The 24,120-nt window shown below is 46.0% G+C and carries 25 protein-coding genes; 13 read left to right on the top strand and 12 right to left on the bottom strand.

Annotated features, from left to right (window positions below):
* The first annotated feature begins 39 nt into the window (after positions 1-39).
* Positions 40-381: a zinc ribbon domain-containing protein YjdM gene (locus ACUUHJ_RS30805; RefSeq protein WP_015893952.1), complete on the top strand. Its 342-nt coding sequence runs from the start codon at positions 40-42 to the stop codon at positions 379-381.
* 78 nt (positions 382-459) lie between these two features.
* Here ACUUHJ_RS30805 and ACUUHJ_RS30800 read toward each other — a convergent pair whose 3' ends face one another.
* From ACUUHJ_RS30800 to ACUUHJ_RS30755, 10 genes are all read right to left on the bottom strand, one after another.
* The gene (locus ACUUHJ_RS30800) at positions 460-1,398 is read right to left on the bottom strand and encodes an alpha-helical endospore appendage domain-containing protein (RefSeq protein WP_472300937.1); all 939 of its coding nucleotides are present in this window, start codon (positions 1,396-1,398) and stop codon (positions 460-462) included.
* A gap of 226 nt (positions 1,399-1,624) precedes the next feature.
* Entirely contained in the window at positions 1,625-3,496 is a 1,872-nt protein-coding gene (locus tag ACUUHJ_RS30795; RefSeq protein WP_472300936.1) for a glycosyltransferase, read from the bottom strand.
* 26 nt (positions 3,497-3,522) lie between these two features.
* Positions 3,523-4,446 (bottom strand): MBL fold metallo-hydrolase, encoded by a 924-nt coding sequence (locus ACUUHJ_RS30790; protein WP_472300935.1) that lies wholly within the window; start codon positions 4,444-4,446, stop codon positions 3,523-3,525.
* A 28-nt stretch (positions 4,447-4,474) separates the two neighbouring features.
* On the bottom strand, positions 4,475-5,230 hold the full coding sequence (locus ACUUHJ_RS30785) for a hypothetical protein (RefSeq protein WP_289675232.1): 756 nt from the start codon (positions 5,228-5,230) through the stop codon (positions 4,475-4,477).
* Positions 5,231-5,265: 35 nt separating this feature from the next.
* The gene (locus tag ACUUHJ_RS30780) at positions 5,266-5,634 is read right to left on the bottom strand and encodes an alpha-helical endospore appendage domain-containing protein (RefSeq protein WP_472300934.1); all 369 of its coding nucleotides are present in this window, start codon (positions 5,632-5,634) and stop codon (positions 5,266-5,268) included.
* Positions 5,635-5,691: 57 nt separating this feature from the next.
* Complete coding sequence (locus ACUUHJ_RS30775; protein WP_289675229.1) at positions 5,692-6,048, bottom strand: alpha-helical endospore appendage domain-containing protein; 357 nt, start codon at positions 6,046-6,048, stop codon at positions 5,692-5,694.
* A gap of 207 nt (positions 6,049-6,255) precedes the next feature.
* Complete coding sequence (locus ACUUHJ_RS30770) at positions 6,256-6,429, bottom strand: alpha-helical endospore appendage domain-containing protein (protein WP_289678182.1); 174 nt, start codon at positions 6,427-6,429, stop codon at positions 6,256-6,258.
* Positions 6,430-6,694: 265 nt separating this feature from the next.
* A complete protein-coding gene (locus tag ACUUHJ_RS30765) occupies positions 6,695-7,390 on the bottom strand; it encodes a hypothetical protein (RefSeq protein ID WP_289675228.1) in 696 nt (231 codons plus the stop codon).
* Between the two features lie 148 nt (positions 7,391-7,538).
* Positions 7,539-7,739, bottom strand: a complete 201-nt coding sequence (locus ACUUHJ_RS30760) for a hypothetical protein (RefSeq protein WP_289675227.1) — start codon at positions 7,737-7,739, stop codon at positions 7,539-7,541.
* On the bottom strand, positions 7,696-8,598 hold the full coding sequence (locus tag ACUUHJ_RS30755; RefSeq protein WP_472300933.1) for a class I SAM-dependent methyltransferase: 903 nt from the start codon (positions 8,596-8,598) through the stop codon (positions 7,696-7,698). The genes ACUUHJ_RS30760 and ACUUHJ_RS30755 overlap by 44 nt, the downstream gene beginning before the upstream one ends.
* Before the next feature lie 173 nt (positions 8,599-8,771).
* On the opposite strand from ACUUHJ_RS30755, the gene ACUUHJ_RS30750 reads away from it, so the two are divergent.
* The 4 genes from ACUUHJ_RS30750 (at position 8,772) to ACUUHJ_RS30735 (ending at position 13,179) form a co-directional block, all read left to right on the top strand.
* Positions 8,772-9,920: a glycosyltransferase gene (locus ACUUHJ_RS30750; protein WP_472300931.1), complete on the top strand. Its 1,149-nt coding sequence runs from the start codon at positions 8,772-8,774 to the stop codon at positions 9,918-9,920.
* A 212-nt stretch (positions 9,921-10,132) separates the two neighbouring features.
* Positions 10,133-11,101 (top strand): ABC transporter substrate-binding protein, encoded by a 969-nt coding sequence (locus tag ACUUHJ_RS30745; RefSeq protein WP_472300930.1) that lies wholly within the window; start codon positions 10,133-10,135, stop codon positions 11,099-11,101.
* Between the two features lie 87 nt (positions 11,102-11,188).
* Complete coding sequence (locus ACUUHJ_RS30740; RefSeq protein WP_472300929.1) at positions 11,189-12,199, top strand: FecCD family ABC transporter permease; 1,011 nt, start codon at positions 11,189-11,191, stop codon at positions 12,197-12,199.
* Positions 12,196-13,179 (top strand): FecCD family ABC transporter permease, encoded by a 984-nt coding sequence (locus ACUUHJ_RS30735; protein WP_372676695.1) that lies wholly within the window; start codon positions 12,196-12,198, stop codon positions 13,177-13,179. Before ACUUHJ_RS30740 ends, ACUUHJ_RS30735 begins: the two co-directional genes overlap by 4 nt.
* Before the next feature lie 204 nt (positions 13,180-13,383).
* On the opposite strand, the gene ACUUHJ_RS30730 is transcribed toward ACUUHJ_RS30735, so the two are convergent.
* Both ACUUHJ_RS30730 and ACUUHJ_RS30725 read right to left on the bottom strand, forming a co-directional pair.
* Positions 13,384-14,325 carry an alpha/beta hydrolase gene (locus ACUUHJ_RS30730; protein ID WP_472301260.1) on the bottom strand — a complete coding sequence of 314 codons (942 nt, stop codon included), beginning with the start codon at positions 14,323-14,325 and terminating at the stop codon, positions 13,384-13,386.
* A 78-nt stretch (positions 14,326-14,403) separates the two neighbouring features.
* A complete protein-coding gene (locus ACUUHJ_RS30725; protein WP_088910006.1) occupies positions 14,404-14,823 on the bottom strand; it encodes an organic hydroperoxide resistance protein in 420 nt (139 codons plus the stop codon).
* A 174-nt stretch (positions 14,824-14,997) separates the two neighbouring features.
* Here ACUUHJ_RS30725 and ACUUHJ_RS30720 point away from each other — a divergent pair, with 174 nt between their 5' ends.
* The 8 genes from ACUUHJ_RS30720 to ACUUHJ_RS30685 all read left to right on the top strand — a co-directional run bounded on the left by ACUUHJ_RS30720 (position 14,998) and on the right by ACUUHJ_RS30685 (position 24,114).
* Positions 14,998-15,459, top strand: coding sequence for a MarR family winged helix-turn-helix transcriptional regulator (locus ACUUHJ_RS30720; protein ID WP_289675219.1), 462 nt, complete (start codon positions 14,998-15,000; stop codon positions 15,457-15,459).
* A 207-nt stretch (positions 15,460-15,666) separates the two neighbouring features.
* A complete protein-coding gene (locus tag ACUUHJ_RS30715) occupies positions 15,667-16,227 on the top strand; it encodes an RNA polymerase sigma factor (RefSeq protein WP_289675218.1) in 561 nt (186 codons plus the stop codon).
* The gene (locus ACUUHJ_RS30710; RefSeq protein WP_472300928.1) at positions 16,214-17,803 is read left to right on the top strand and encodes a DUF4179 domain-containing protein; all 1,590 of its coding nucleotides are present in this window, start codon (positions 16,214-16,216) and stop codon (positions 17,801-17,803) included. Before ACUUHJ_RS30715 ends, ACUUHJ_RS30710 begins: the two co-directional genes overlap by 14 nt.
* Before the next feature lie 145 nt (positions 17,804-17,948).
* Positions 17,949-20,624, top strand: coding sequence for a YhgE/Pip family protein (locus tag ACUUHJ_RS30705; protein WP_472300927.1), 2,676 nt, complete (start codon positions 17,949-17,951; stop codon positions 20,622-20,624).
* Between the two features lie 142 nt (positions 20,625-20,766).
* Positions 20,767-21,012: a hypothetical protein gene (locus ACUUHJ_RS30700; protein WP_289675215.1), complete on the top strand. Its 246-nt coding sequence runs from the start codon at positions 20,767-20,769 to the stop codon at positions 21,010-21,012.
* A gap of 220 nt (positions 21,013-21,232) precedes the next feature.
* Positions 21,233-22,642, top strand: a complete 1,410-nt coding sequence (locus ACUUHJ_RS30695; RefSeq protein WP_472300925.1) for a helix-turn-helix domain-containing protein — start codon at positions 21,233-21,235, stop codon at positions 22,640-22,642.
* A gap of 373 nt (positions 22,643-23,015) precedes the next feature.
* Positions 23,016-23,321: an aspartyl-phosphate phosphatase Spo0E family protein gene (locus tag ACUUHJ_RS30690; RefSeq protein WP_289675212.1), complete on the top strand. Its 306-nt coding sequence runs from the start codon at positions 23,016-23,018 to the stop codon at positions 23,319-23,321.
* 85 nt (positions 23,322-23,406) lie between these two features.
* Positions 23,407-24,114 (top strand): amidase domain-containing protein, encoded by a 708-nt coding sequence (locus ACUUHJ_RS30685; RefSeq protein ID WP_289675211.1) that lies wholly within the window; start codon positions 23,407-23,409, stop codon positions 24,112-24,114.
* Positions 24,115-24,120: the final 6 nt, after the last annotated feature.

The following is a 24,120-nucleotide window of genomic DNA, read 5'->3' as shown; positions in this document are numbered from 1 at the left end:
AGAATGGACAGTATCGATCGAATGGAGGTTATATCAAAGATGAGTCAATTGCCAAATTGCCCAAAATGTCATTCAGAATACACGTACGAAGATGGAAGCTCCTTGGTATGCCCGGAATGCAGCCATGAGTGGACGTTGCAAGCAGACAGCGACAACGGTGAAGATAACAAGGTCATCAAGGATGCGAATGGAAATGTCTTGAACGATGGCGACACCGTAACCGTCATTAAAGACCTCAAGGTTAAAGGGACTTCTTTGGTCGTGAAAATCGGGACAAAAGTTAAAAATATCCGTTTGATTGACGGAGACCATGATATCGACTGCAAAATCGATGGTTTTGGTCCAATGAAATTGAAATCGGAATTTGTGAAAAAGGTGTAAGCCGGGAATGTAACGGACAGGAAAAAGCTGACTGCATGGTAGATTGCAGTCAGCTTTTTTCGTAAAGGCAAAGTCTTGTTAGGTGAGACGGTGAATGGACCAGACGATGCCCTCGCCGCCTCCACCTAAGTTGAGGTTGATGGTCAATCCATTGGCAACATAGAACAAACCGAGAGTATCACCTGCATGGAGTTGAACGTCACCTGCGAGCGTGACGGTTCCCGCCCCCAGAATGGCTCTTAATATGAGTACGAGCGCAATGTTTACGTTGAGAACAGGAAAATCACCGCTAATGAGATTTGTTGCAGTAGGGGTGATTCTCTGTACTTCAATTGCAGGGGTGATTTCCGGGCCTAAACTAACGGTAATGGCTTCGCTTGTTTCATAGGTAATGGTTGCTTTGATGGCGTAAGTTCCAGTCTCTGGTACTGTATAAGTGCCAGTTAGCGGATTGAAACTTGGGCTGCCATAATAGGGGCTGGCTATTGACCAGTTAACTAATTGGGAAGATTCGCCAAGGGTTACAGTTGATAAAAAGGCTGAGAAGTTTTCAGTGGTGAAAGCAGGTCCAGTCGCGCCAGTGGCCCCGGTAGCGCCAGTTTCTCCGGTGGCACCCGTCGCGCCAGTCGGTCCAGTAATCCCCGTCGCACCTGTAGCCCCGGTGGCACCCGTCACACCAACGCCCGTGGCCCCTGTAGCCCCCGATATGCCACCTGTGCTGCTGGATGAAACAGACAGGATGTTGTCCAGTTTCGATTGCAAGAGCATTTCTTTTTTCGCAACGTCTTGCAAGGTTTGGCGAACGCTTGCATTCACCAGAAGGAGATCGCTTACCGAAGCAGGAACAGTCAAGCCTGGTAGTGTACCAATGGCATATTGCATTTTTTCTGCTTCTGCATGAATAATATGCCCGAGGCTGAGCTCTTCGATGGCGATGGAAGTAAGGAGGAGATTGATAGCATCGTCTCTCGTTACAGTAATCGTGGGAGTAATATTGGGAATATTTGCTTGAGACATGGCATTCATCCTTCCTGTTACATTCAAAAACTTATTACTATGCTATGAGGCTTTATCTGTGCGCGTGCCTGGCTGTATAGAAACGGAAAAAAGCCAATCTGATTTCCAGATTGACTTTTGTGTTCACCGGTAAGCACCGTGCTCATCAAAAAATAGACCACCATTGCTTATGGCATGTATACATTCACCCACAGGGTGGGTAACTTTTTCATGATCACGAGGGGAGTCAAGTCAGAGACTCAAAGTACTTTTTGTTGTAGAGAATGCTAGGGTGAGTTGGGTTGTATAAATAGGCAATATCATTGTGGTGACGTGATTTCTCGTTGTCCCCCATTTGAGAATAGCATAAGCAGAGTTGCAGATGAGGTAGCCAGGTCCAGGAAACATGGTCGATGTGTGCGAGCTTTTCAGCAGGTCGCTCTACTTTTGTTGCGAGATCATACCAAAAAATGGCCAGTAGCCAATTTTTATCTTCGACGTGAAAGGCTCCGATCTGGCAGCATGCTTCCGCCCGTGGGCGATCGTAGTTGAACGTACGGTATAGCGACGACAGAACATTTTGTCTCTCATAGAGATGGGAATAGCAACTCGCCAACTTCAGGCAAGCGTTAATGTTGTCCTCTACCCAGCCTTGTTGGGTGTTCAGGAACCTCGTGTAAAAAGTAATGGCTTCTTCATGATACTGATTGTCTCGTAATTCATTCGCATAATAGTACAAGTCCCGTGGGGAGAATTCTTCCCCTTTGGCATCCCTGCGTCGATAGATTTGCAGATTGCGGTCCGTGTATTCCTTCTGCTTGTTATGCGTGATGGATATGTCACTGTTGATGACGTTACCACTTACTTCCAAATACTCATGGACGGGTCCGATCCAGCGAAATCCGCGGTCGCGTTTTACGAGGCGATTGCGGCGAATGCTGTATGCCACATTCCCATTGCTGTCTACAGAAAGGTTGTAGTTCATCGTGACACTGTCGATGCTGTAATTCAATGTAAACCTCAACTCGCGGAAGAGCTGACGGTCCTTTTCCAGAAGGATATCGTCTGCATCCAACCACAAAATATAGGGGCATGTTGCCTTGCTGAACGCATAGTTGCGTGCGGCTGAAAAATCATCAATCCACTCGAAATCATAAAGGGTACAGCCATAGTTGGACGCAATTTCTTTCGTGCGGTCTGTTGAACCCGTGTCGACGATAATGATTTCATCGACGAGATCCGCAACGGTGGAGAGGCAACGCTCCAGAGCGTCTTCTTCATTTTTGACGATCATGCATAAACTGATTGAAATCTGATTCGCTTTCCTCGCTGTCATGCCATTTTTTTTGCGATACTCGCTCACTCCTGCCAGATCCGACTGACGGTAGATGTGGTACCCGGGAAGGTGCGTATCTACATGCAAAGAAAAGCCCATGGCTACAGCCCGGACGCAAAAATGCCGATCTTCTCCCCAGAACGACAAGTTGGCTATTCGTTTAAAGCTGACGCCTGCCTCCAAGACCTTTCGGTGGATTAACGTGCATGCACCGAGACCTCCTACCTCGTACACACCCGGTTTACGCAGCATCTCTAAAAAGTTTTGGTTCTCCGCTGATTCGGAAGCGCCCTCGCGTGTTAACGTGTATTGATCCATCAGCCAAACTTGAGGAAGCTCAATCGAATCAGGCTGCCAGCGTGTCCAGTAAATGTTGGAGATAATATCTTTATTGGCTTGAAGCAGCTGTTGCAGGGTGTGAGGATGTAAAACGAGATCTGAATCGATCAAAAACAAGTAATCAAAACCCTCTTTGAGCGCATAGGAGATAATCGTATCTTTCATTTGCGCTACCTTCCAAATATTCCGTTCCGTCCAATAATGGGTCAGTTCATTTCGAACATACGTATCATCGTCTGTGTTTTTGAGGATGACGGTTCGTTTGTTCTCCTTCTCGAAATCAGCCAAGAGTGTACTGGAAAGTGGGTCTTTGTTATCGTCAATGAACAGGTAATGGACCAGTTCATTTTTGGTAGTCAGCTCTGTGAGGGATTGAAGGAATTCCTCCAAAATAATCGGGAATTGTTGAATGGGACTCCCGATTAAAATACGTTTTTTACCCATGGTACACCCCCATATACAGCCTTTGTTCAAGTGTTTGGCGCGGGTTTGCTGAATAGCAGTAAACCATTGTCCACCTTTGCGACAATTCGGTTCTCTTGCTGTAGTTCTTTTAAATAAGAGCGGATAATCGAGGTAGTCAAACCGTAGCGGTGCAAGTCATCTCCAAACGCATACTTTTTCATGACCTTTTGGACTACTTGCTCGAGAGTGCTTGGCTGCTCATGAATCCATGCTTCAAGAAAAGCAGAGGTGTCTTTCATAAGGGTGAGATGCCTGTTAATTAGTCCTGTGACTGTCTTGTAAGGTCCGCCATGGTACAGCACGTAAGCGTTCAATTTCATCATCGAGAGCTTCTTGAAGCTTCTTCTGGCAGCCCTCAGATCGTTAAAAAAAAGCAGCTCCTGCTTGTTCAATGTTTTGGCACCAAACAAGGCATCGCCGCAGTAAAGGACATGATCAGGGGTAATAATGCCGACCATTCCCGGCGAATGCCCCGGTAAGGAGACGATTTTAAATGGAATGGTATGGACGTGAAAGATACCATCGGTGGATGGCAGATAATCCGTTACGAGTGCACGTGTATTCTCATTGTTTTCATCAGGCTTCGTATCAGACCCTCCACCTACGTCGAAAACCAAAGGCTCGAGATGCGGATTTTCGATGATATAGGATGCCAGATGTGTCGCATAGATGCGTAGATTGGGGAACCTTTTTTTCAAATAGGGATTGCCACCGTGGTTAACAGCGTGACCATGTGTATGAACAACGGCAAGGATTTGATACCCTCGATCGCTGATTCTCGCGCATACTTTCTCGATGACCGTGGCATTCGGTCCGCTATCCATGAAAACAGCAGTTTTGCTGGACCTATCCAAATAGACACCGATCCCGTATTTACCGGAGACCACATAACTGTTGCCGGCCACTTCGATCAATTCCAAACGAGCCATATCCCTTACTCCTTCATTAGATTCAGGTTCATATGTGGATGACCTTGGTGACATTGCCGATACGTACCTTTACGGAGTTCGGTACAAAGGGAGGCTTTGTAGGTGCAGACACTCGCTTAGCGAGCATCTTTTTCTGGCCACGCACTTTTGCCATGTTTGTTACAGGCTTGGGACGCTTGGATTTGCGTTTGTTTTTATCGGGAGTAGGGACGGAGGCAGCCTGTGCTAATAATGGGGGTTTTTGACGTGCTGATTTCCGGTTTTTGGCCGTATCGATGCGTGCTTTGTTTGCGAGCAATGGAGGGGTTGGGGTAGGTACAGGTGGAACGTCAAGCTGTACAGGTTCGTCGTCTCGAATATCTCCTTCTAGCCCCAATTGCATCGGCTCGTCGTAGGGGGAATCCTCTTCCGGTTCTATCGAGTAAAAAGCTTGTAATTGCCGCAGATGATTTTCTATCAAGGTGGTGATTTGTTTATGTGAAAACCTCCATGTCTTTACCCATTCCGATAACTGGGCTATCGCAGCAAGGACAGGAGTGTGCATTTCACTAGCGGGATGGAGGGGATTATGCGATTCAAAAAGGAAGCTGTGAGCAATCTGCTTATGATGTATGTGGGTATGCAGTCTGACGAGCAGATTGATCATCGTTGATATTTGGTAGCCAAACAGCATGAGCTCATAATCTTTGGCATGATGAAAGCGAGATTCCAATCCTTTGACCAACTGGACGATGGAATAGGTCAGCTTTAGAACGGTTTGGTCATCGATACCTTTGTTCTTCATGGCAATTGACCTCGAATTCCTGAAATGATCAATCGTTAATAGTCGATGGTGAAGTAGTCATCCAATTCATCCCCGAAATTGGATGCTTCCATCTCAAAATTTGATTTAAGCGCCACAGGGTACATGTGAATGGCTGCGTTCAGCTTTTTTAACAAAAGCCACTCAGCCATGAGCACCGAATCCAGAATCGAAATGACTGTACGATTAAAGGTGATGATTTCATCATTGGAGGGGTTGTTGGGGAAGTCCAGATTTTTGCCAACGAAAGCAAGGGCTTTGTCAGCTTCGGCGTTTAGCAATCTGGACAAGGCTTCTTCCTCTAGGGCAATCGATTGCAGCAAATGACTCAGAGCTTCTTCACGCGTAGGCACATCATATGAAGGAACTTTATCTTGTAAGGTCATCATCATCCCTCTTCAATAAAATTAGGATCCCATGAAAAGCAGTGTAAGTAGTAAGGGTTATTCTTTAAAGCAAGAAAGGTCGGGGATGTCAGACGTGTCAGGTAAGTCATCATGATGATGATCATGATTATGCATCTGCTCCAGCTTGATAATATCCTCCAGCCTGAATTGTAGGAGCATCTCGGTCTTGATGACATTGCGCAGCATTCGTTCTACGCTGTTGTTTAAGGCAAGCGCATCATTGAGCGAGAGGGATTGCTCCTTCACGATCCTTTGGATCTTTTCCCCCTCTGTATTAATAATGTGAGAAAGTCCGATTTCCTCCAGCGCAATGGAGGTGAGAAGCAGATTTAATACCTCGTTTCGTTTCAATATAATTTCTGGTGTTATATTGGGGACCGTGGGCATTGACATCGTTATCCACATCCTTTGTTTGTATGACTTTGTATACATACAAAATAAGACTGGCCTAATGAAGAAGGCGATCTGGTTCCCTTTATTTGCACAGAACGCCTTCGGCCAAGTTTCTTGCAACAAAAACGATAGGATCGTCATAGGATCGCGTGATTGAGAGTGAAGAAATGGAAACTTCCTCGCAGTACATGTTATGTATCCGCGATCTTAATATGACAACTTAATCGTATTGATTGGATAACGGGGTAGAGGTGCCTCTGCATTCATAATATGCACCAAAGCCAATTCTTCCAGAGCAATGGATGTCAGCAGTAAAGATACCGATTGCTCAATCGTAACGGAAATCGTTGGGGTAATGTTAGGGATGGTAGGTTGAGACATAAGATCACCTCTTTGAAGTAATGGATAACTTGCTCATTTGGCCTATCGCTTACTTCTAAACGTGTGATCGCTAGCAAATCCCCCTTTCTTTTAACTACGGTAAGTGTATGCATAGGTGTGTGTCCAACTGAACTGTAAGGAAGAGAGGAAAAGGAAAAGGCCGGATCGATTGACCCGGAACAGTGATATGGTGATAGTTTCCTTTAGATATAGCCGGTGTAATATTTGGAATGGTTGCTTGGGACAAACTCATTACCTCATGGACTTAATTTTTGGTTCCCTGGAGCCTTACCAATACCCAGCGACGATTTCCAGCTATCTCTCGAAAAAGTTCTTCGTAGTGATAGATTTTTCCGAGATGAGCCAGAAAGGGATAGTGATCAAAATCATCTACGAGAGTAAGCGCATCCGGCTTGAGCGTACCAACAAATAGTGGATAGGCAAGAGCGCGGCCGTTGCCATGCGGACCGTCAACTACCATGACATCTACTGATTGACCGGAAAGCGGTAGTTGGTCCAAATCGGCGTAAAAGGCATTTTGTATGGAAAAATGATCAAATTGATTCTCGGGAACACGCTGTCCGATGGTGGGCCACAAGCTCTTGCTCTCTGCTGGATTGTTGAAGACCTTGTTCCATTCCTCTTCGGATAGTTGCTTCAAAGAGCTGGTTACTAAAGCGACATGCGGTACATCCCCTAAACTCTCCTTGATTTCCTTTGCACGAATCGGATGATGCTCCAAAAAGGTTGCTTGGACCTGTAACAGCTCAAGCTCGCCAAGTGATTTCCAAAACAGAGCGGAGTCACCTCCACCCAACTGAAGCACCTGGCACTCCTCATTTTCTTTGTTAATATGTCGGCATGTATGTACGAGGGCCTGTTTGCTCAACGTGAGAGAGTTGTACCGCCAGTGATTACAATTGGACTGCTGCAAGGCTTTTTCAATATCGCGAACGATCATCTTCATTCCACCCATTCCAACAGATTGGGATGTTGATCCAAGATGGATTCATACTGTTCCTTCCAGCCATATTTGGCGTCGGGGTCGAGTAGCTGATAACGGTTGTATTTGCTTTGTCTGTCTTCGAGTCGGGCCCAGCCAAAATGCTTCACGCGGGATGGATGGCACAGGTAAGAGAACTGGTTGATCGAGAGAGGAAATCTGCCGCAATGCTGAGGGGTTTCCCTCCATCATCGTCGATGATGACGGCTGCATCAATAAAGTCTTTATGTACTTCCAGCGCTCTTCTTAAATAGCGATTGCCTTCATTTTTCACAATCATGGAAAGAGTTAGTTTGGCTCTGGTCATCTACGTGCTGCACCTCCTGCGCTTGTCGTGTTGCAATGCAGAAGATTTCATGGCCTTGGAAGGTCGACTGGAGGTTCACGGCTAGCTGCATGATGTCCTGGATCGGTAAAGCTGTTTGCGTGGTCTTGCGCAAATGGTTTTCCAAGCGATTCGTTTCTTCCCGAGAAAAGATGGAGAGAATCTCCCAACCGCCTTGATGAAGCAGTGAGATCAAATTGTCACGCGAGTAATGAAAGAGGTGGTCATTCTCGGTATACAGCGGGGAATACACCCCAAACAGTTTATTGGTAAACGAGTTTTTGTTCGGCACGCTAAAAATGATCTTTCCTCCTGGTTTAAGAAACCCCTTCAATTCTTCAAGGTATTGCTTTGGATGCGAAATATGCTCAAAGACGTGACAAAAAACGATGGCATCAAACGTACCAAGGTGTTCGGGGGCGAGAACAGAGGAGTTCCATAACGAATGAACCAGTTGTAACCCATACCGATCTTGGGCGTATGCGCATGATTGATGTGACGGCTTTACCCCAACAACCTCCCAGCCAGCCTCACGAGCAAGGAATAACAACTCTCCTGTTCCTGGACCAATTTCGAGCAACTTCCCTTTTTCCGAAAACCACATATCGAGCAGCAATGTATGGAAAATCGCGTGTTCCGTAAATGTATTTTTGGCGTATTGATCCCGCATGGAGACCCAACTCGCGTCATAAATGTCTGCAACCAGCTGTGTCACGTTGATTTGATCGAGGTGAGGTTGAAAAACGAGATCACAATCTTTGCACGTTAGGAGGGAGAAGGTAGCGTACTGGTGGAAAAGCGCAACCTGAGCGCTGTTGCACAAAGGACATGAATCATGCATGGATACGATCCCTGCTTTCTTTGTGATATCTGCCTACCACTACCTATGCGCGGCTCCAGCAAAAGTTTCGAAAGCCAAGGGAATGGCGGCGTTCTGAAAGAAGCAGTCCACTCATAGAGTAAAGGGGGGATAGACTACGATCTCAGTGATGTGTGTAAAAGGAGATGAGCAGCATGTCTGAGGCGCCCAAAATTTCCTTATGTATGATTGTAAAAAACGAAGAAGAATGCCTTCACAAGTGCTTGGAAAGCGTGAAAGATCTTGTGGATGAAATGATTATTGTAGACACGGGGAGTACTGACAACACCGTAGAGATATGCAAGTCATTCGGAGCGGTCGTGCATTCGTATGAGTGGCAGGATAACTTCGCAGAAGCCCGAAACTTTGGACTGGAAAAAGCAACGGGCGACTGGATTTTGTGGATGGATGCCGATGAGGAAATGAATAAGGAAGACAGCAAGAATTTGAAGGAGCTGCTTCGTGGTCAAGAAGATTCTCTTTTTTATATCCATCTAATTAATTACATTGGAGATGAGATAAATGAAGACGATGCTTTTCATATCGCTCACTCACGTTTGTTTCGCAATGGCATCGGTTTTCGCTTCCATTTTCCCATCCATGAAACGCTCAACGTAGAAGAGGTTCTTCCCAATCTGACCGAAGATCTCCACATTCAAATCTTGCCTGTACGGATATACCATTATGGCTACATGAATGAATGTACTGGCAGAAAGAACAAGTTCGAGCGCAATATTGGGCTACTTATGAAGGAATTGGAAAAAGAGGACCACTCTCCATGGATTGAGTATCATCTTGCCAGTGAATTCTCACGTATCCAGGAGCATGAAAAAACGTTCAAGTTCGTGAATCTGTCTATTATCGGGTTTCTCGAAAACCATATGATGCCTCCTTCGCTTCTTTATAAGCTCAAATACTCTACGTTGATCTCGATCGGCAGTGCTGAGGGAGCGTGGCCAGGAATCGAAAAGGCAATCGAGATGTATCCAGACTACGTTGATTTGCATTTGTACAAAGGGATCATTCAGTATTTGAAAAAGGACTATAAACGTGCTTTGATGACGTTTGATCACTGCTTGGAGCTAGGGGAGAGCAACATTCGGCATCTGACCTTGAAGGGATCGGGAAGTTTTCACGCCTGGTACTACAATGGGCTTTGCTACGAAGGTTTGGATCAAGTGGAGGAGGCTGTGACCGCTTATCAGACGGCATTGGCAATGGCGGAAAATCATGCGCCTGCCAAGGAAGCATTAGAGAAGCTGTGCTCGACGACTGAAGTGAGTCATACGTCAAATAACAAATAGCATTGTGGCGAAAAGCCGTTTACGTCGATAGTCCAGACGTAACGGCTTTTTTCGTAATGGCAGAGCATGAACAAAATGACGTTAATCATCTTTATTACGATAAAGAGTTTAATAAACATAATGTTTCATTTACGGCAGGGGATTGTTACAATAAAAAACGCATTTTATCGGTAATAATAATCATTATCATCAAGACAAGCGAGGGACAAAAGATGAAGCGAACAAATGGAATGAAACGTCTCGGCTATATGCTTTGGACTCTTGCACTGGCAGGTACGGTATTACTGACTGGGTGCGGTAGCGCAGAGCAAAAACAGCCACCAGTAGGTCAAGATAACGCGAAAACTGCACAAAAGCGCATCGTAAAACACGAGCTAGGCGAAACGGAAATTACCGGGGACCCGAAAAGAGTCGTCGCGCTGGAGTACTCCTTTGTAGACGGACTATGGGAGCTGGGAGTGACGCCTGTAGGAATCGCGCAGGAGAAGGATAAGGACGTAGAAGGATTGATCGGCAAAAAAATCGAGTATACCCCTGTGGGGACTCGCCAGCAGCCAAGTCTGGAGGTCATCAGCTCGTTGAAGCCGGATTTGATTATCGGTGATTTGAATCGCCACAAGGACATTTACAAGGATTTGCAAAAAATCGCACCGACGATCATTTTAAAAAGCCGCAACTCGACGTATCAGGAAAACCTGAGCTCGTTTGTCACGATAGGGGAAGCGCTGAACAAGCAAAAAGAAGCAGAGCAGCGTCTGATCAAGCACAAGGAGATCATCGCAGAGTTTAAAAAGAAAGTACAAGCTGGCGATTTCCGCAAAGTCATGCTGGGAGTATTTCGAGCAGATTCGCTGTCTGCACATGGTTCGAAATCGTTTGATGGCGAATTGCTCGAAATGATTGGAATCAAAAATGCAATTCAAGACGCGCCAGAGCCAACGGTAAAAATCAGTCTGGAGCAAATGGTGCAGTGGGACCCAGATGTGATTTTCCTGGCGGAGGCTGACGACGCGCTGTTGAACGAATGGAAGCAAAATCCGCTCTGGAACAATATCACCGCAGTCAAAAATCACGAAGTATACAAAGTAAATCGTGACCTCTGGACGCGCTATCGCGGACTGAAATCCGCAGAACGCATTGTGGAAGAGGCAGTGAACCTCTTATATAGCAAGGAAAAATAATATACGATGCAAATTCCGGAAAAGACCGATCGCTGATCTGGTCTTTTCCGTGTTCCTGCACGTGGTAGTAGATCGAGGTGGCTTGTATTGCAGAAAACAACGACACGACAACGAAAAAGTACCTTTGTCCTCATTGTGATCGGCTTGGTAATCCTCTTGCTGATCGGTTTGTTGCTGAGCTTGTTTACCGGAGTAGCTTCGCTGCAGATTCGCTCATTAGTAACGCATTGGTTATCGGGCGAATTCTCCAAGGAGCTCCTGATTTTCCAAACCATCCGCGTTCCAAGAGCCGTGCTGGGAGCCATCATTGGGGCAAATTTGGCTGTGGCAGGCGCAGTGATGCAGGCCGTTACCCGCAATCCGCTGGCATCCCCACAAGTGTTTGGCGTGAATGCGGGGGCTTGTCTGGTGGTCGTACTTGCGATTGTGTTTTTACCGGATATCGGGAAAGCCAATCTCATTTATTTTGCATTTGCTGGAGCGATTCTCGGGGGACTTGTGGTCTTTGGATTTGCAGCTTCCCGCGGGATGACCAATCTCAAGATCGCCTTGGTAGGAATGGCCATCCACCTGCTGCTCACCTCCATTACGAAGGGAATTATTATTTTTAACGAACATATCTCGAATGTATTGTACTGGTTGTCTGGCTCCATTAGCGGAGCGGCTTGGACGGATGTGCAATTGATTTTGCCATGGTCGATGGCGGGACTCCTGCTGGCGATCTGGCTGTCCGGCTCTTTGTCTGTGTTTCGACTGGGGGAGGAAGTCGCGTTGGGGTTGGGACAAAAAATCGCCCGCGTCCGACTGCTGTCTTATGTTGTGGTCGTTATTTTGGCAGGCGCCTCTGTTGCTGTCGCCGGAGCTGTTGGGTTCGTCGGACTGATGATACCGCATATCGCAAGGAGGCTCGTGGGTACGGACTATCGCGTCGTCATCCCTGTGTCTGCGCTTGGTGGTGCTGTTTTAGTGACCTATTCCGATGTCCTGGCTCGCTTGATTTCCTATCCGTTTGAGTCTCCTGTAGGAATTGTAACGGCTCTCATGGGAACCCCGTTCTTTCTGTACTTGGCGAGAAAAAAGGGGAGGGAAATGGTATGACTTCGCGAAAAAACACCCTGCTCCTGATGGGCCTCGGTGCCTTAGTCTTAGTGGCAGCATTGCTTAGCATGGGGATCGGTCCGATCTTTATCGGCCCTGATCAACTCATTCGAGTGATTATGGGCGAAGCTTCATCGCTTACGTTTATGATTGAAAACTATCGATTGCCGCGGGCGTTGCTCGCGATTCTTGCTGGAGCGGGCTTCGCGATCGCTGGTGTGATTTTGCAAGGAATGATCCGGAATCCGCTGGCATCACCGGATGTCGTAGGGGTAACCAAAGGTGCGGGCTTGTTCGCAGTTGTGGTCATCATTTTGTTTCCGACTGCTTCACCACTTCTCCTCCCGATTGTCGCGTTTTTGGGAGCACTGGCGGTAGCCATTGCCCTCATCTATTTCGCTCGGAAAAGCGGTGCACAGCCAACTACGTTTGCCTTGGTTGGAATGGGAGTAGGAGCGATCTGCCAAGCGTTGACCGAATTCATCATGGTGAAGTATCCGATGCAAGCTAATGATTCTCTTGTCTGGTTGGCAGGGAGCTTGTGGGGGAAAGGCTGGGATGAAATTTACGCTTTGCTGCCGTGGCTGCTCGTATTCATTCCGATTAGCTTTGCCCTGCATCGAAAGCTGGACATTATTAGTCTAGATGAAGGGAGCTCCACCGGGCTTGGACTGAATGTCGTGCGAACACGCTATATGCTCTTGCTGCTCGCCGTTGCATTGGCGGGCGCATGTGTAGCGGCGATTGGCTCGATCGGCTTTGTGGGATTAATTGCGCCACATATGGCGAGAAAGCTGTTCGGTCATCAGCATCGTTATCTGTTGCCAGGTGCGGCGGTTTTAGGAGCGTTGATTCTCGTCATTGCAGACGCATTGGGGAGGGGACTGAATCCTCCGTTCGAGATTCCCGCGGGTATCGTGACGGCGGTCATCGGTGTTCCGTACTTCTTGTATTTGGTGCGTCAAGAGAAGAGAAAGTAAAAAAAGCCTAAGTAGCCAGTGTGATCCGGTATTCTACCGGGGTACACTGGTTTGTTTTTTCTCGAACCGCTCCTTTTCTACCCATAAGAAATCCCCTCCAAGTAGAGTGTACCTCCCACCGTTTTGTGGGCGAACTTTTTACACTGTCTACTTAAAGGGGATATTAGCAGTCTAGGTTTTTTTCGATGTCCGCATTTTCCCTTTTTACTCTTGTTTAAGCCATGCGTTAGCCAATGTCATGGCCCCACGCGCTGCTTCCGTATTCGCCAAATCATTAAGCATGACGAAATCGTGGATGATTCCTTGGAAACGTACCGTTGTTACAGGTACACCAGCCTCACGAAGTAAATTTCCATAAGCCTCCCCTTCATCGCGCAATACATCTGCTTCCGCTGTGATAATTAATGCCTCCGGAAGTCCTTTCAACTGTTCTGTCGTTGCACGCAAAGGGGAAGCAGTGATTTCCGCTCTTTGTTTCGGATCGGTTGTATATTGATCCCAGAACCATTGCATGGCGTCACGACGAAGGAAGTAATTCTTGGCAAACTGATGATAGGAAGGAGTATCAAATGACGCGTCCGTTACGGGATAGAATAGCAGTTGCTTGTTAATTTGTGGACCTTTTCGTTCTTTCGCCATGAGAGTAATAGCTGCTGTCATGTTTCCGCCAACACTATCCCCTGCTACTGCCAGTTTTTCAGGGTTCATGCCGTGCTGTTTTCCGTTTTTCGATACCCACTCCAATGCTGTGTAAACTTCTTCGATCGCAACAGGATACTTTGCTTCCGGCGAGAGGCTATAGTTGGTAAAAACGACTGCAGATTGGGAACCAACTGCAAGTTCACGTATCAATCGATCGTGCGTATGCTCGTTTCCGAATACCCAGCCAGCTCCATGCGTGTACAAAATTACGGGGAGGTTTTGAGGGGCGTTCTGCGGCTTCACAATCCTGATGGACACAGTCCCTTTTGGCCCTCCGTTAATGGTAAGGTCTTGAATATCAACAGGTAATTTCTTAACAGGACCAGACTGAACCTGATCCACGGCCTTTCTCCCCTCTACTGGTCCAAGATCGAATAAATATGGAGGATTAGCTGTTGCGTCTGCGAATGTCTGGTCTCTGTCAAACGCTTTTTCTGCCTTAATGAGGAAACGTCATTCGAATACAAAAAGACCCGTAAGAAGATACATATCCGAAGCAGCCTACTTACGGGCCCTCTTTGTTTAGATGACTCTCAATTCAACCTGCATGTTGCCGTTGCGAGTTGCTCTTGAATACGGACATACTTGGTGAGCCTCTTCTACCAATTCCTTTGCTGTGTCTTGGTCAACGCCGTTTACTTGAACCTCCAGAACCGTGTGTAATTGGAATCCGCCCTCCGCATCTTTTCCAAACGAAACGTTAGCCGTAACTGTCGTACTCTCCAGCTTGATCCGTTTTGTACGGGCAACGAGGTTCAGTGCTCCATCGAAGCAAGCAGAATACCCAGCTGCAAAAAGTTGTTCAGGATTGGTGTAAGCACCGCCAGGTCCACCCATTTCCTTTGGAGTGCGAATTTCAAGATCAAGTACGCCATCGGACGATTTCACTACTCCGTTCCGTCCGCCGGAAGCAGTTACAGAAGTTGTATAAATTGGTTGCATGGACACTCTCTCCTTTAATTGTTTACGATTGTATTGTACGCAATTTAATTTACCACTCACTTAAATTCTTGTCAACATGAATAGCTATTTAATTTCGCGCTATTAAATTTGACATTACTTACCCTGGACGTTATGATTCTTTCAAAATATGCTATATCGGAGCGGATTTTATCCATGAATAACGATGAATTTCTACAACTAAAGAATCAGCTTTGTTTTACCGTATACGCACTGTCCCGTGAAATTACTCGTATGTATCGCCCCTATCTGGAAGAAATGGGCGTAACCTATCCACAGTATCTTGTTCTGCTCGTTTTATGGGAGTATGGCGAACGTACAGTTAAAGAGCTTGGAGAACAGCTTTACCTAGATTCAGGCACGTTAACCCCACTCCTGAAACGAATGCAAGAATCAAAATTGGTCACACGAGACCGTTCGAAAGAGGATGAACGAGTTGTCGTTATTCGCTTGACAGAAAAAGGACAATCTCTAAAAGAGCAATCCTGTAAACTGCCAGAAGCTTTATTAAATAATAGTAGGCTCGATCCTAAGGAATTTAGTGAGCTTCTCCAAAGTAGCCAACATCTGCTTACGCACATCCATCATTCAAACGAAGCCATCAGTTCTAAAAGATAACGTTACTTTTTAAAGGAACGGACCGTAATACCAAATTACTAGGAAGAGCCTGACCAGTGATGGTCGGGCTTTTTTTCTTGTCCTGAAAATATTTATCCAATCCTTGTAAGAAAAAAACCGATCTTTTCATAGTAAAAGTAGAATGGTTGCTGGACAGTAGAAGTGAACGGAATGTCTGGTGATAGAAATAGAAGGGAGCGACAATTCATGGAGGAGGATCAAGAGTGGGTGAAGCAAGTCTTGGGAGGCGACCCGCATGCCTTTGCCCACCTTGTGAACAAGTACAAAAACAGGGTGTGCTCGTTACTCGTACGGATGGGCAATTCCCCAGAGGATGCAGAGGATTTCGCACAGACTGCTTTCGTCAATGCGTATAAAAGCTTGCAGCAATATGATGCGAGCCGTCCGTTTTCAGCTTGGTTAAATAAAATCGCAATCAACTGTTGTCTGCAAGCATGGCGGACGGCACAGAAGAAGAATCCGATCGTGCCTTTTCAAGAATCTATGAAGGCCCACACCAATGATGAAAACCCGGAGTCGTTTTACCTAGCTCGTGAAAAACAAAACGAAATATTCGCTGTCATGGGAGAACTCGCTTCCCATTACCGGATCGTGCTTACTCTACGGTATTTTGAAGAGCTGAGCTATCAAGAAATTGCTGAGACGATGCAAGTGCCGGTAACAACCGTGCAAGTTCACCTGTACCGCGCGAAGAAAAAGCTCCGTGAGCTCATGGGGAAAAGGGGGGAACTTCATGAAATGTGCTGATTGTATCCGACTGATTAATCAAGTCGACAGAGAGCTTTCACATGAAGAAGGAAGACAGCTTCAGGACCATATCGCTGGTTGTGGGCATTGTCAGTCCATGCTGCTTCAGGAAGTCGATGAAGTGGAGGCCGACTTGAGTAAACCTTGGCCGATCGTATCTGCTTCGGATCCTTTCACAGAAAAAGTCATGGCGGAAATTTTACAAGTAGAAGAGCAACAACAAGAATCGTTACGTCGAAAAAAATGGCCTAGTCGTCTATGGAAACGAGCAAGCATTACCGCAGCCATACTGCTGCTTGTCCTGACAGTAGGTGTCGTATCATCCCCTACGCTCGCTAACTATGTCACGTCAATTTTTTCCGAGTCGTTTATCGTAGAAATGAAGCGTGGAGGCGATTTGGGCTTTTCTCAAAAAGTGAATCAAACAGTCACGGATCAAGGCATCGTCGTGCTGGTAGATGAGATTTTGGTCGATCCATTAAAGATGTATGTGTCGATTCGATTTTACACGGAACAACAGAAGGAGCTAGAAGCTTCGATTGAGTTTGAAAACAAGGATAACCGGATTTTTCTGTCTGACAAAAACGGGAAGTACATCGGAACGGAAGTGGACCATTCATACGACTTCGAGACGTTGTATCTGCCAAAGAACGTTCCAAATGATTTGATTCTCAACCTGAAAGTAACCAGAGTGGATCTGCGCGACGAATCATCTAAAGAAGGCGAAGAGAAGGTAAATCCCACCTATGGAAGCTGGCATATGAAAATTCCCGTCTCGCTGGAAAAAAGCAAATCGGCCACACAAACGATTCCGATTGAGAAAACATACACCTCTCCGCAAGGGTTTATCTTGGAGGCTGATAGACTAGTGCTGACACCAATAGAATCAAAGCTGATCCTCTCCTCTAAGATGAATGAGCAAGAGAAGGCCCGTATAGAGTCGAAAGCGGAAGCAAGAATGAAGCTTCACAATTCACTTTACCCGGACAAGGTCACCGCCCAAGAAGTATGGGATTCCATCAGAACGAATGCGACAGTCATGTGGGAAATCGTCGATGAGACGGGCAAGGTTGTGATGGATACGAATGGGGCGGATGGCGAGTTTTACGGTCCGATTGAACCAAACAAAAAGCTGACGTATCGTACTGTCTACATCGAGAAGGCAGAACCATCCGATTTGCTCATGACTTTTACACCAGCAAAACTCAACGAGCAGCCTGTAACCTTTACAAATGAAGGGAATACGTTTGTCTTGAAGTCGTTTCGCATCGAGCCCGATCCTGATCCAGATACTGGTACATCCGGGTACGTCGGTATCATTGAGGCAGAGATCAACTACCAGAAGGACACGTTAGAGTACTACGGAATGGATGCCGTTGGATTAGGCACTGTCAAAATGGAGGAAGACGATCTTTCCAAGGACAGTAAGCGCCCACATATAAGAACGATAACCATCCGCGATTTCCCAAAAGGAAAAGGAAGGGAAAACCAACCGGTGACGATTACAGCTAGTAAGCTTATTAAAAGGTATGAAAACGTGGATTGGAGCTTTGACATCGTAAGCCCAGCGCATTGAGGAAGCCATCGCTTTTGTCCTTCATAAATTGGCGTGCAGCTGATCATGCTACTACTGACAGCTCATTCCCGACGATTTCCTTTCATGGTAAACTGTCATGTAAGTGTCATGCTTCATCCATTCTGTCCTACTAGGTGGTACATACATGCGGTCTATATGGAAGATTTACAAAACAGACTGGATTAACATTTTCAAGGTCCCGACTGGGATTTTTCTGATCATCGCCATCATTCTCATTCCTTGTTTATACGATTGGATCAACATCAAATCAGTATGGGACCCTTACGCCAATACGCAAGGGGTCAAGGTAGCGGTGACGAGCGAGGATCAGGGAGCTACGGTTGACGATAAAAAGGTCAACATCGGAGAGGAGCTCATAAAGAGCTTGCATAACAACCAGAAACTAGGGTGGACCTTTGTGGATAAAGAAGAAGCCAGAAGGGGCGTGGAGCGGGGAGATTACTATGCCAGCATCCTGATCCCGGCTGACTTTTCCACAAGAATCACGGGAATTGTTCATGGCAACCTGAACAAGCCTGAAGTGATCTATACGGTCAATGAAAAAGTGAACGCCGTCGCACCCAAAATTACCTCGTCGGGCGTTTCGGCGATTGCCAAGCAGATCAACGAGAGTTTTACGGAAAGCGTCAGTGAAGCCTTGCTCACGAAGCTTACAGAGATCGGCATTAAAATCGAAGAGCAATTGCCGACCATCCGTAAAATCGAGAGTGGCGTTTTCCAACTGGAAAAAAGCCTGCCTGAGATTCATGCCGCAGGGCAAAAAGTACTGGAGATTGAGAAGAAACTTCCCGAGATTCACGAGAAAGCGCAGATCATTCTGGAAGTGGAAAAAAGAATCCCCGAGATCAATCAAGCAGGGCAGGCCGTCCTCAAAATCCAGCAAAACTGGCCCAAAATCAATGAGGCGGCGTCTGTCATTATCGCGATGGAAGACAAGCTGCCGGTGATTGAGCAAGCCGTTGGACGAATTGAAGAGCTGGATCAAAATTTTGATAAGGTCGCAAACGCAGTGACTACGGCCACAGAAAAAGCGAGTCGAGCCATTGAGATCGTTTCGGCTGCACAACAAGCGTTGCCGCGTATCGCTGATCTGACTGATAAGGGCGCGTCTGTTGCCGATCAGCTCAATGACTTTTTTACGAAGCATGACGGTGCCTTTGAAACGATTGCACCGCTGATTAAACAAAATCTCATCTTAGCCCAGCAAGCATCGGATGCGCTCACACAACTCACAGACAGGCTGCTGCAAATCAATCCGGATCGCCTCCCTACTGCAAGCGAGGTAAATGCCGTGAAAGACAGGTTATCCAGAGCTGCGAATGTTTTGGGGCATACCGCATCGATTGTAGAGAAGGTAAACAGTTATATTCCAGGACAGCCATTAAGTCATTTCGCAGAGCGGCTGCGCACGATTGAGAACAGAATGAACCGGCAAATCGAGATTCTTGGCATGATTGCAAGTGCGTTGGAAAACGGCAAGCAGCCTGCGAAAGATTTGGTGGAGAGTCTGAATCAGCTCTCGAAAAACACTAGCGCGGAATTGGGAGACATCCTGTCCCGTTACGATAGCGAAATCGTTCCAAAAATATCCGAGGGCATTGACAAGCTGAAGGTGATCACAGGAGAATCTGCCGATCTACTGCATAAGGCCCAAGAAAAGCTTCCGGATGTCGAAGCGATTCTCAAAGAAACAAAGGCAGGATTGGAGCTGGGATTGGCAGAATTGAAGCGAATCCAGCAGGAGATGCCGCAAATACGGTCGCACGTCCACGAGCTCGCGCAAACGCTCAGAAGCAAGTCGGATGCTTTTGCAAATGCGATTCGTGTAGCAGCGCCATTCCTGAAGAGCAATCTTCCTGCCATCGGGAAAAAGCTCAACGAGGCAGCGGCATTTGTCCAGAATGATTTACCCAAAGCGGAAGCGGATTTGACCAAGCTGGCTGATTTTGTGCGCTACAAGCTCCCGGAAGTGGAGACAGGAGTCCATAGAGTTGCTGCATTGGTTCGCGATGATTTGCCTAAGCTGGAGAGTGCCATTGGGAAGGCCGCCGATAAGCTGAGAGAAGTGGAAGCGAACAACAATTTCGCCGACCTTGCCAAGCTATTGCGCGGCGACATAAAAAAGGAGAGCGAATTCCTCGCAAGTCCCGTGCAGATCAAGGAAAACCGCCTATACCCGATTCCGAATTATGGTTCGGCCATGTCGCCGTTTTACGGTGTGCTGTCTCTCTGGGTAGGTGCGACCTTGTTGATTTCCCTGCTGAAGCCGAATCCGGAAAATCCAGACGGAGTGTACAAGCCGTATCAGTTGTATCTTGGCCGCTTGGGAACGTTTGTGACAATCGGGCTGCTTCAGGCGTTGTTCGTCACGCTCGGTGATATTTACATCCTCGGGGCCTTTGTAGCGGACAAAGCTCCGTTTGTGTTATTTGGTATGCTGGTCAGCCTGGTGTTCGTCACGATTACGTACACGCTGGTGTCCGTCTTCGGCAACGTGGGCAAAGGGATAGCGATCATTTTTATGGTATTCCAATTCTCCAGCTCGGGCGGTACGTTCCCGATTAGCATGACCGCGCCGTTTTTCCAAGCGCTGAACCCATACATGCCCTTCACGTATGCGATCAGCCTGTTACGTGAAGGGGTGGGCGGCATCCTCTGGGAAACGGTGATCCGGGATATACTCGTATTATTCGGCTTTATCGGTATCAGCCTGTTTGTGGCGCTTGCGCTGAAGCGTCCGTTGAGCGGAATCATTGAAAAGTCGATGGAGAATGCGAAGAAGACCAAGATTATTGGGTAAAGGTTACACGGAAGTTGATTGAAATTAGCAGGGTGTCCTCACGTAGATATCACTACTGGAGGGCACCCTTTTTTTAAGGACAAGTGATTTTATGATTTTGTAAAATATGGCTTATTGGTGAATTGTAAAGGGGGAGTGAACCATGGGGAGATGGTTTGGATACATTCTACTGACGATTTTGATAGGCGGTGTGTGCTTTTTTGTCATTACTCCACAAATCACCTTGATGTTGAGTATGTTCGTCATGATTGGAACCTTGTTTTATATTGTACACATTTTAAAAAATGAACTGCCTAGATTCGTTCAGGATCGGCTGGAAAGGCGATTCCATAAGACAGATAAAAGACTCGAGGAATTACAAAACCTGTATAGGCAGGAGGCTGAATAGGGATGTTTTGACACCTTCTGTTGGTGCCCTCCCTACACGAGTACAGGATACCTTTTTCCAACAAGGTGGGGTCACCTCACGAGTTTCGTCAGAGTATACTCTAAATGAACAAATCTTGTAGAACGATAGCTATTTCTGTAAAATATTTACATTTACTCACGTCGTCTGTAAAATATAGGAAGTTTAGTGTTTTCTTGTGTTAAGGAGGAGTAGATTTAATATGGGGGAAGGTAAGACAGTTCAACGATCATTACGATCAGAGATTGAATATCATCTGAAAGATCGTGGTTACACACTGACTAGACTTAGCGAGATAACAGGTATTAATCAGGGAGTTTTGAGCGACCTTTTAAATCGAATTCCACCACGGTCGATGACAATTGGTCACTTGGATGCACTCGCTCATGCGTTTGAGCAATCTCAAGGCTGGCTGTATGAATTGTACGAGGCCGAGTGTTTTGTGGAAGGAAGAGTATCGCGATCAAGGGTTGTCCCCTATCTGGTTCGATGCGCGGAAATTGGTCGGCGGGATTGTATTGATTCGATTGTCTACAAAGTACTGGACAATCAGAAAAACACGTCGATTCTCTTTCAGGTAGCTGAGCAACTCTTTACCAAAGGGAAACGTAAGGAATCGGTTCTTTTTTATAAGCTCGTCATTGATACGGATAAAAACAGTCACAATGAGCGCTTCGTCATCGCACAGTATCGATTATTTCGAGCTCTACAAAGTACCGATTCCGAGAAAAATTGGGGGGCTGTCATACAATTTGATCCATATCGTAAGAGACTGCCGGAAAACTATCAATTGGATGCTCTATTACAGCTTGCTAATGTATGCTTTTCGCTTCACAAATGGAAAGAGGTAGAGCGTTATGCAGATGAGCTAAGGGGATTGGCAACTGCTGTTTATCAGGATCAGTTGCGCGGGCGGAATAGCAACAGAAAAATCCCTCCGCTGAAGACAGAGCGGCATTTAGTTGTATACTACGGTCAGGGATTCCTTTTGAAGAGTGCTGCCTTGGAAAAGCAAGGACTGTATAAAGAAGCGAAAGAATATATCTCTGGTTACACTGATCTGAGTTGGTTTGAACTGTTGGATGAAACAGGACAGATGGAGGTAGATAAGTTTCGACTGTGGGCAACGGCTAATCGCTATACATTGGACGTCCTCCTGGGTGACATCGATATTTTACCTACTTATACTCGTTTCCTTATCGATCACCCAAAAGAGATCCTTTCAGGTCTTATAGCCATTATGGAATCGGCCAATAAGCATGGATTTTTAGTGGATGGGATTCTCGAACAACTTACAAATCAGATCAATGATTTTAATGATTATGATAACCTCATCCAGACAGATCGTTATTTTCGTTTTCGATATGAGCTAGCTATGTATCGACTTCACAATGGACAGTATGAGAGCGGAATGGAGGATATATTACGCTGTCTGGTTTTATCGACTAGCCTTAAGAATGACAGTGGCTTCATTCGTTGCGTTACACTATTCGAAGCTTTCCGATCACATGCAACAGATCAACAAAATAGGAAGTACAAGCGAATCATGGAGGGGGTACGAAATAATGAGGGCGATTTTGCTATCAATAGCTTTAGTTTTGGGACTGTGTAGCAGCGTCACGAGTGGGCAAGCAGGAATCCCTAAAGGAACCGTTATACAATATGAACACGGTGTTGGTGGGTAAACGCTGATGCTAAACATCCTCTTTTGAGGATGATCAGGCTGTCGATAAACCCCCACTCTAATTTTTACAAAAATTTGACCTTCTAGAATTGCTCCTAACGCGTTTTACGAGGGTGGGGAGACATATTTGTACCTCCTGAAATCAAGCGAAAAGTTCCCTTTTTTCGGAAGTGAACTTTCTCTACACTCTGAGCATCCTCTTTTGAGGGTGATTTTTTTTACTATTCAAATTTTGTCAACCACTAACTTTCTGAATGTTAGTGTATAGTTATAAATGTACTTTATTGTAAAAAAAAGGTAGGTGGTAATCATAGGAGCTATTACCTATAAAAAGGGCGTTCCACCCCTTCGCCAGGTTAAAGGAACGCCCACAGGAGGAGCAGTTACAGCTCCTATAAGTAAATGTACCACGCTACCTTTAGATCGGGAAGGAGGAACTTATGACGATGTAGATCATTTGAAAAATATTGTAGAACAATTACGCGAGAAGCTTGTGCAATTGTTTTTAGAAAAGAATGATTTGTTGGATGACGAAGTTGTGGAATTAAGCCAGCAATTAGATCAGTACATTCTTGTAATTCAATCAAAACTGATGCAAAACGAATGAAATTTAATAGTTTAGGGGGTACCTCCAGCCAAACGCGGATTTAAAACTATACATTAGGAAAGTTCATTCAAGGAGATGGGGAAAGTTGAAAAATACGGTAAAAAAGTCATTGCTTCTTACATGTTTAGGATCAACATTACTAGTTGGACAAGCATTCGCAGCGCCAGAAACTATGTTTACGAATACGGATTCCAATGTGAACAGTAATTTTGATCGAAAAGCTGCCAAAAAATATGCTGAAAAGTATGCTGAGCGACCGGGAAACAAAGATTACGCAAATTACGGAAGCAACGGTGATGGCGGTGATTGCACAAACTTTGTTTCCCAAGTTTTGCATGAAGGTGGGGGTTTGGATTTTCATGGGCAAGCTGGATACAATAGGAATACAAAGGATTGGTACTACTACGGCCGTAATGTTCCGGAAAACAAAAATGATAAAAAATCTCGTACATCATCATGGACCGGCGCTCATCAATTTAGGGAGCACTGGGCAGTAGTTAATGGTTCAGGAGGGGAATTTGCATATCAAGCCAAAAAGTACTCAGTTAAGGATGCTCAAAAGAACTTTAAAGACATTTACAATGATTTGTACGAAGGAGACATTGTGCAGTTTGTTGACAGTTCTGGAAGAACAGTTCATTCACAAGTAGTTCATCGCTTTAAGAATGGTGAGCTGTATATGGCTCAGCACTCAGTAAACGACAGTGATTTTACTTGGGGAACAGACCTTCCATTGAGTGAATGGGTCGATTATGGCGGTGCATATATTGTAACAATAAAAATCAAGAAATAATCCACG

Source organism: Brevibacillus schisleri (assembly GCF_055685845.1).
Note: the sequence above shows the minus strand (reverse complement) of the source record. Positions and strands in the feature narration are given on the sequence as shown.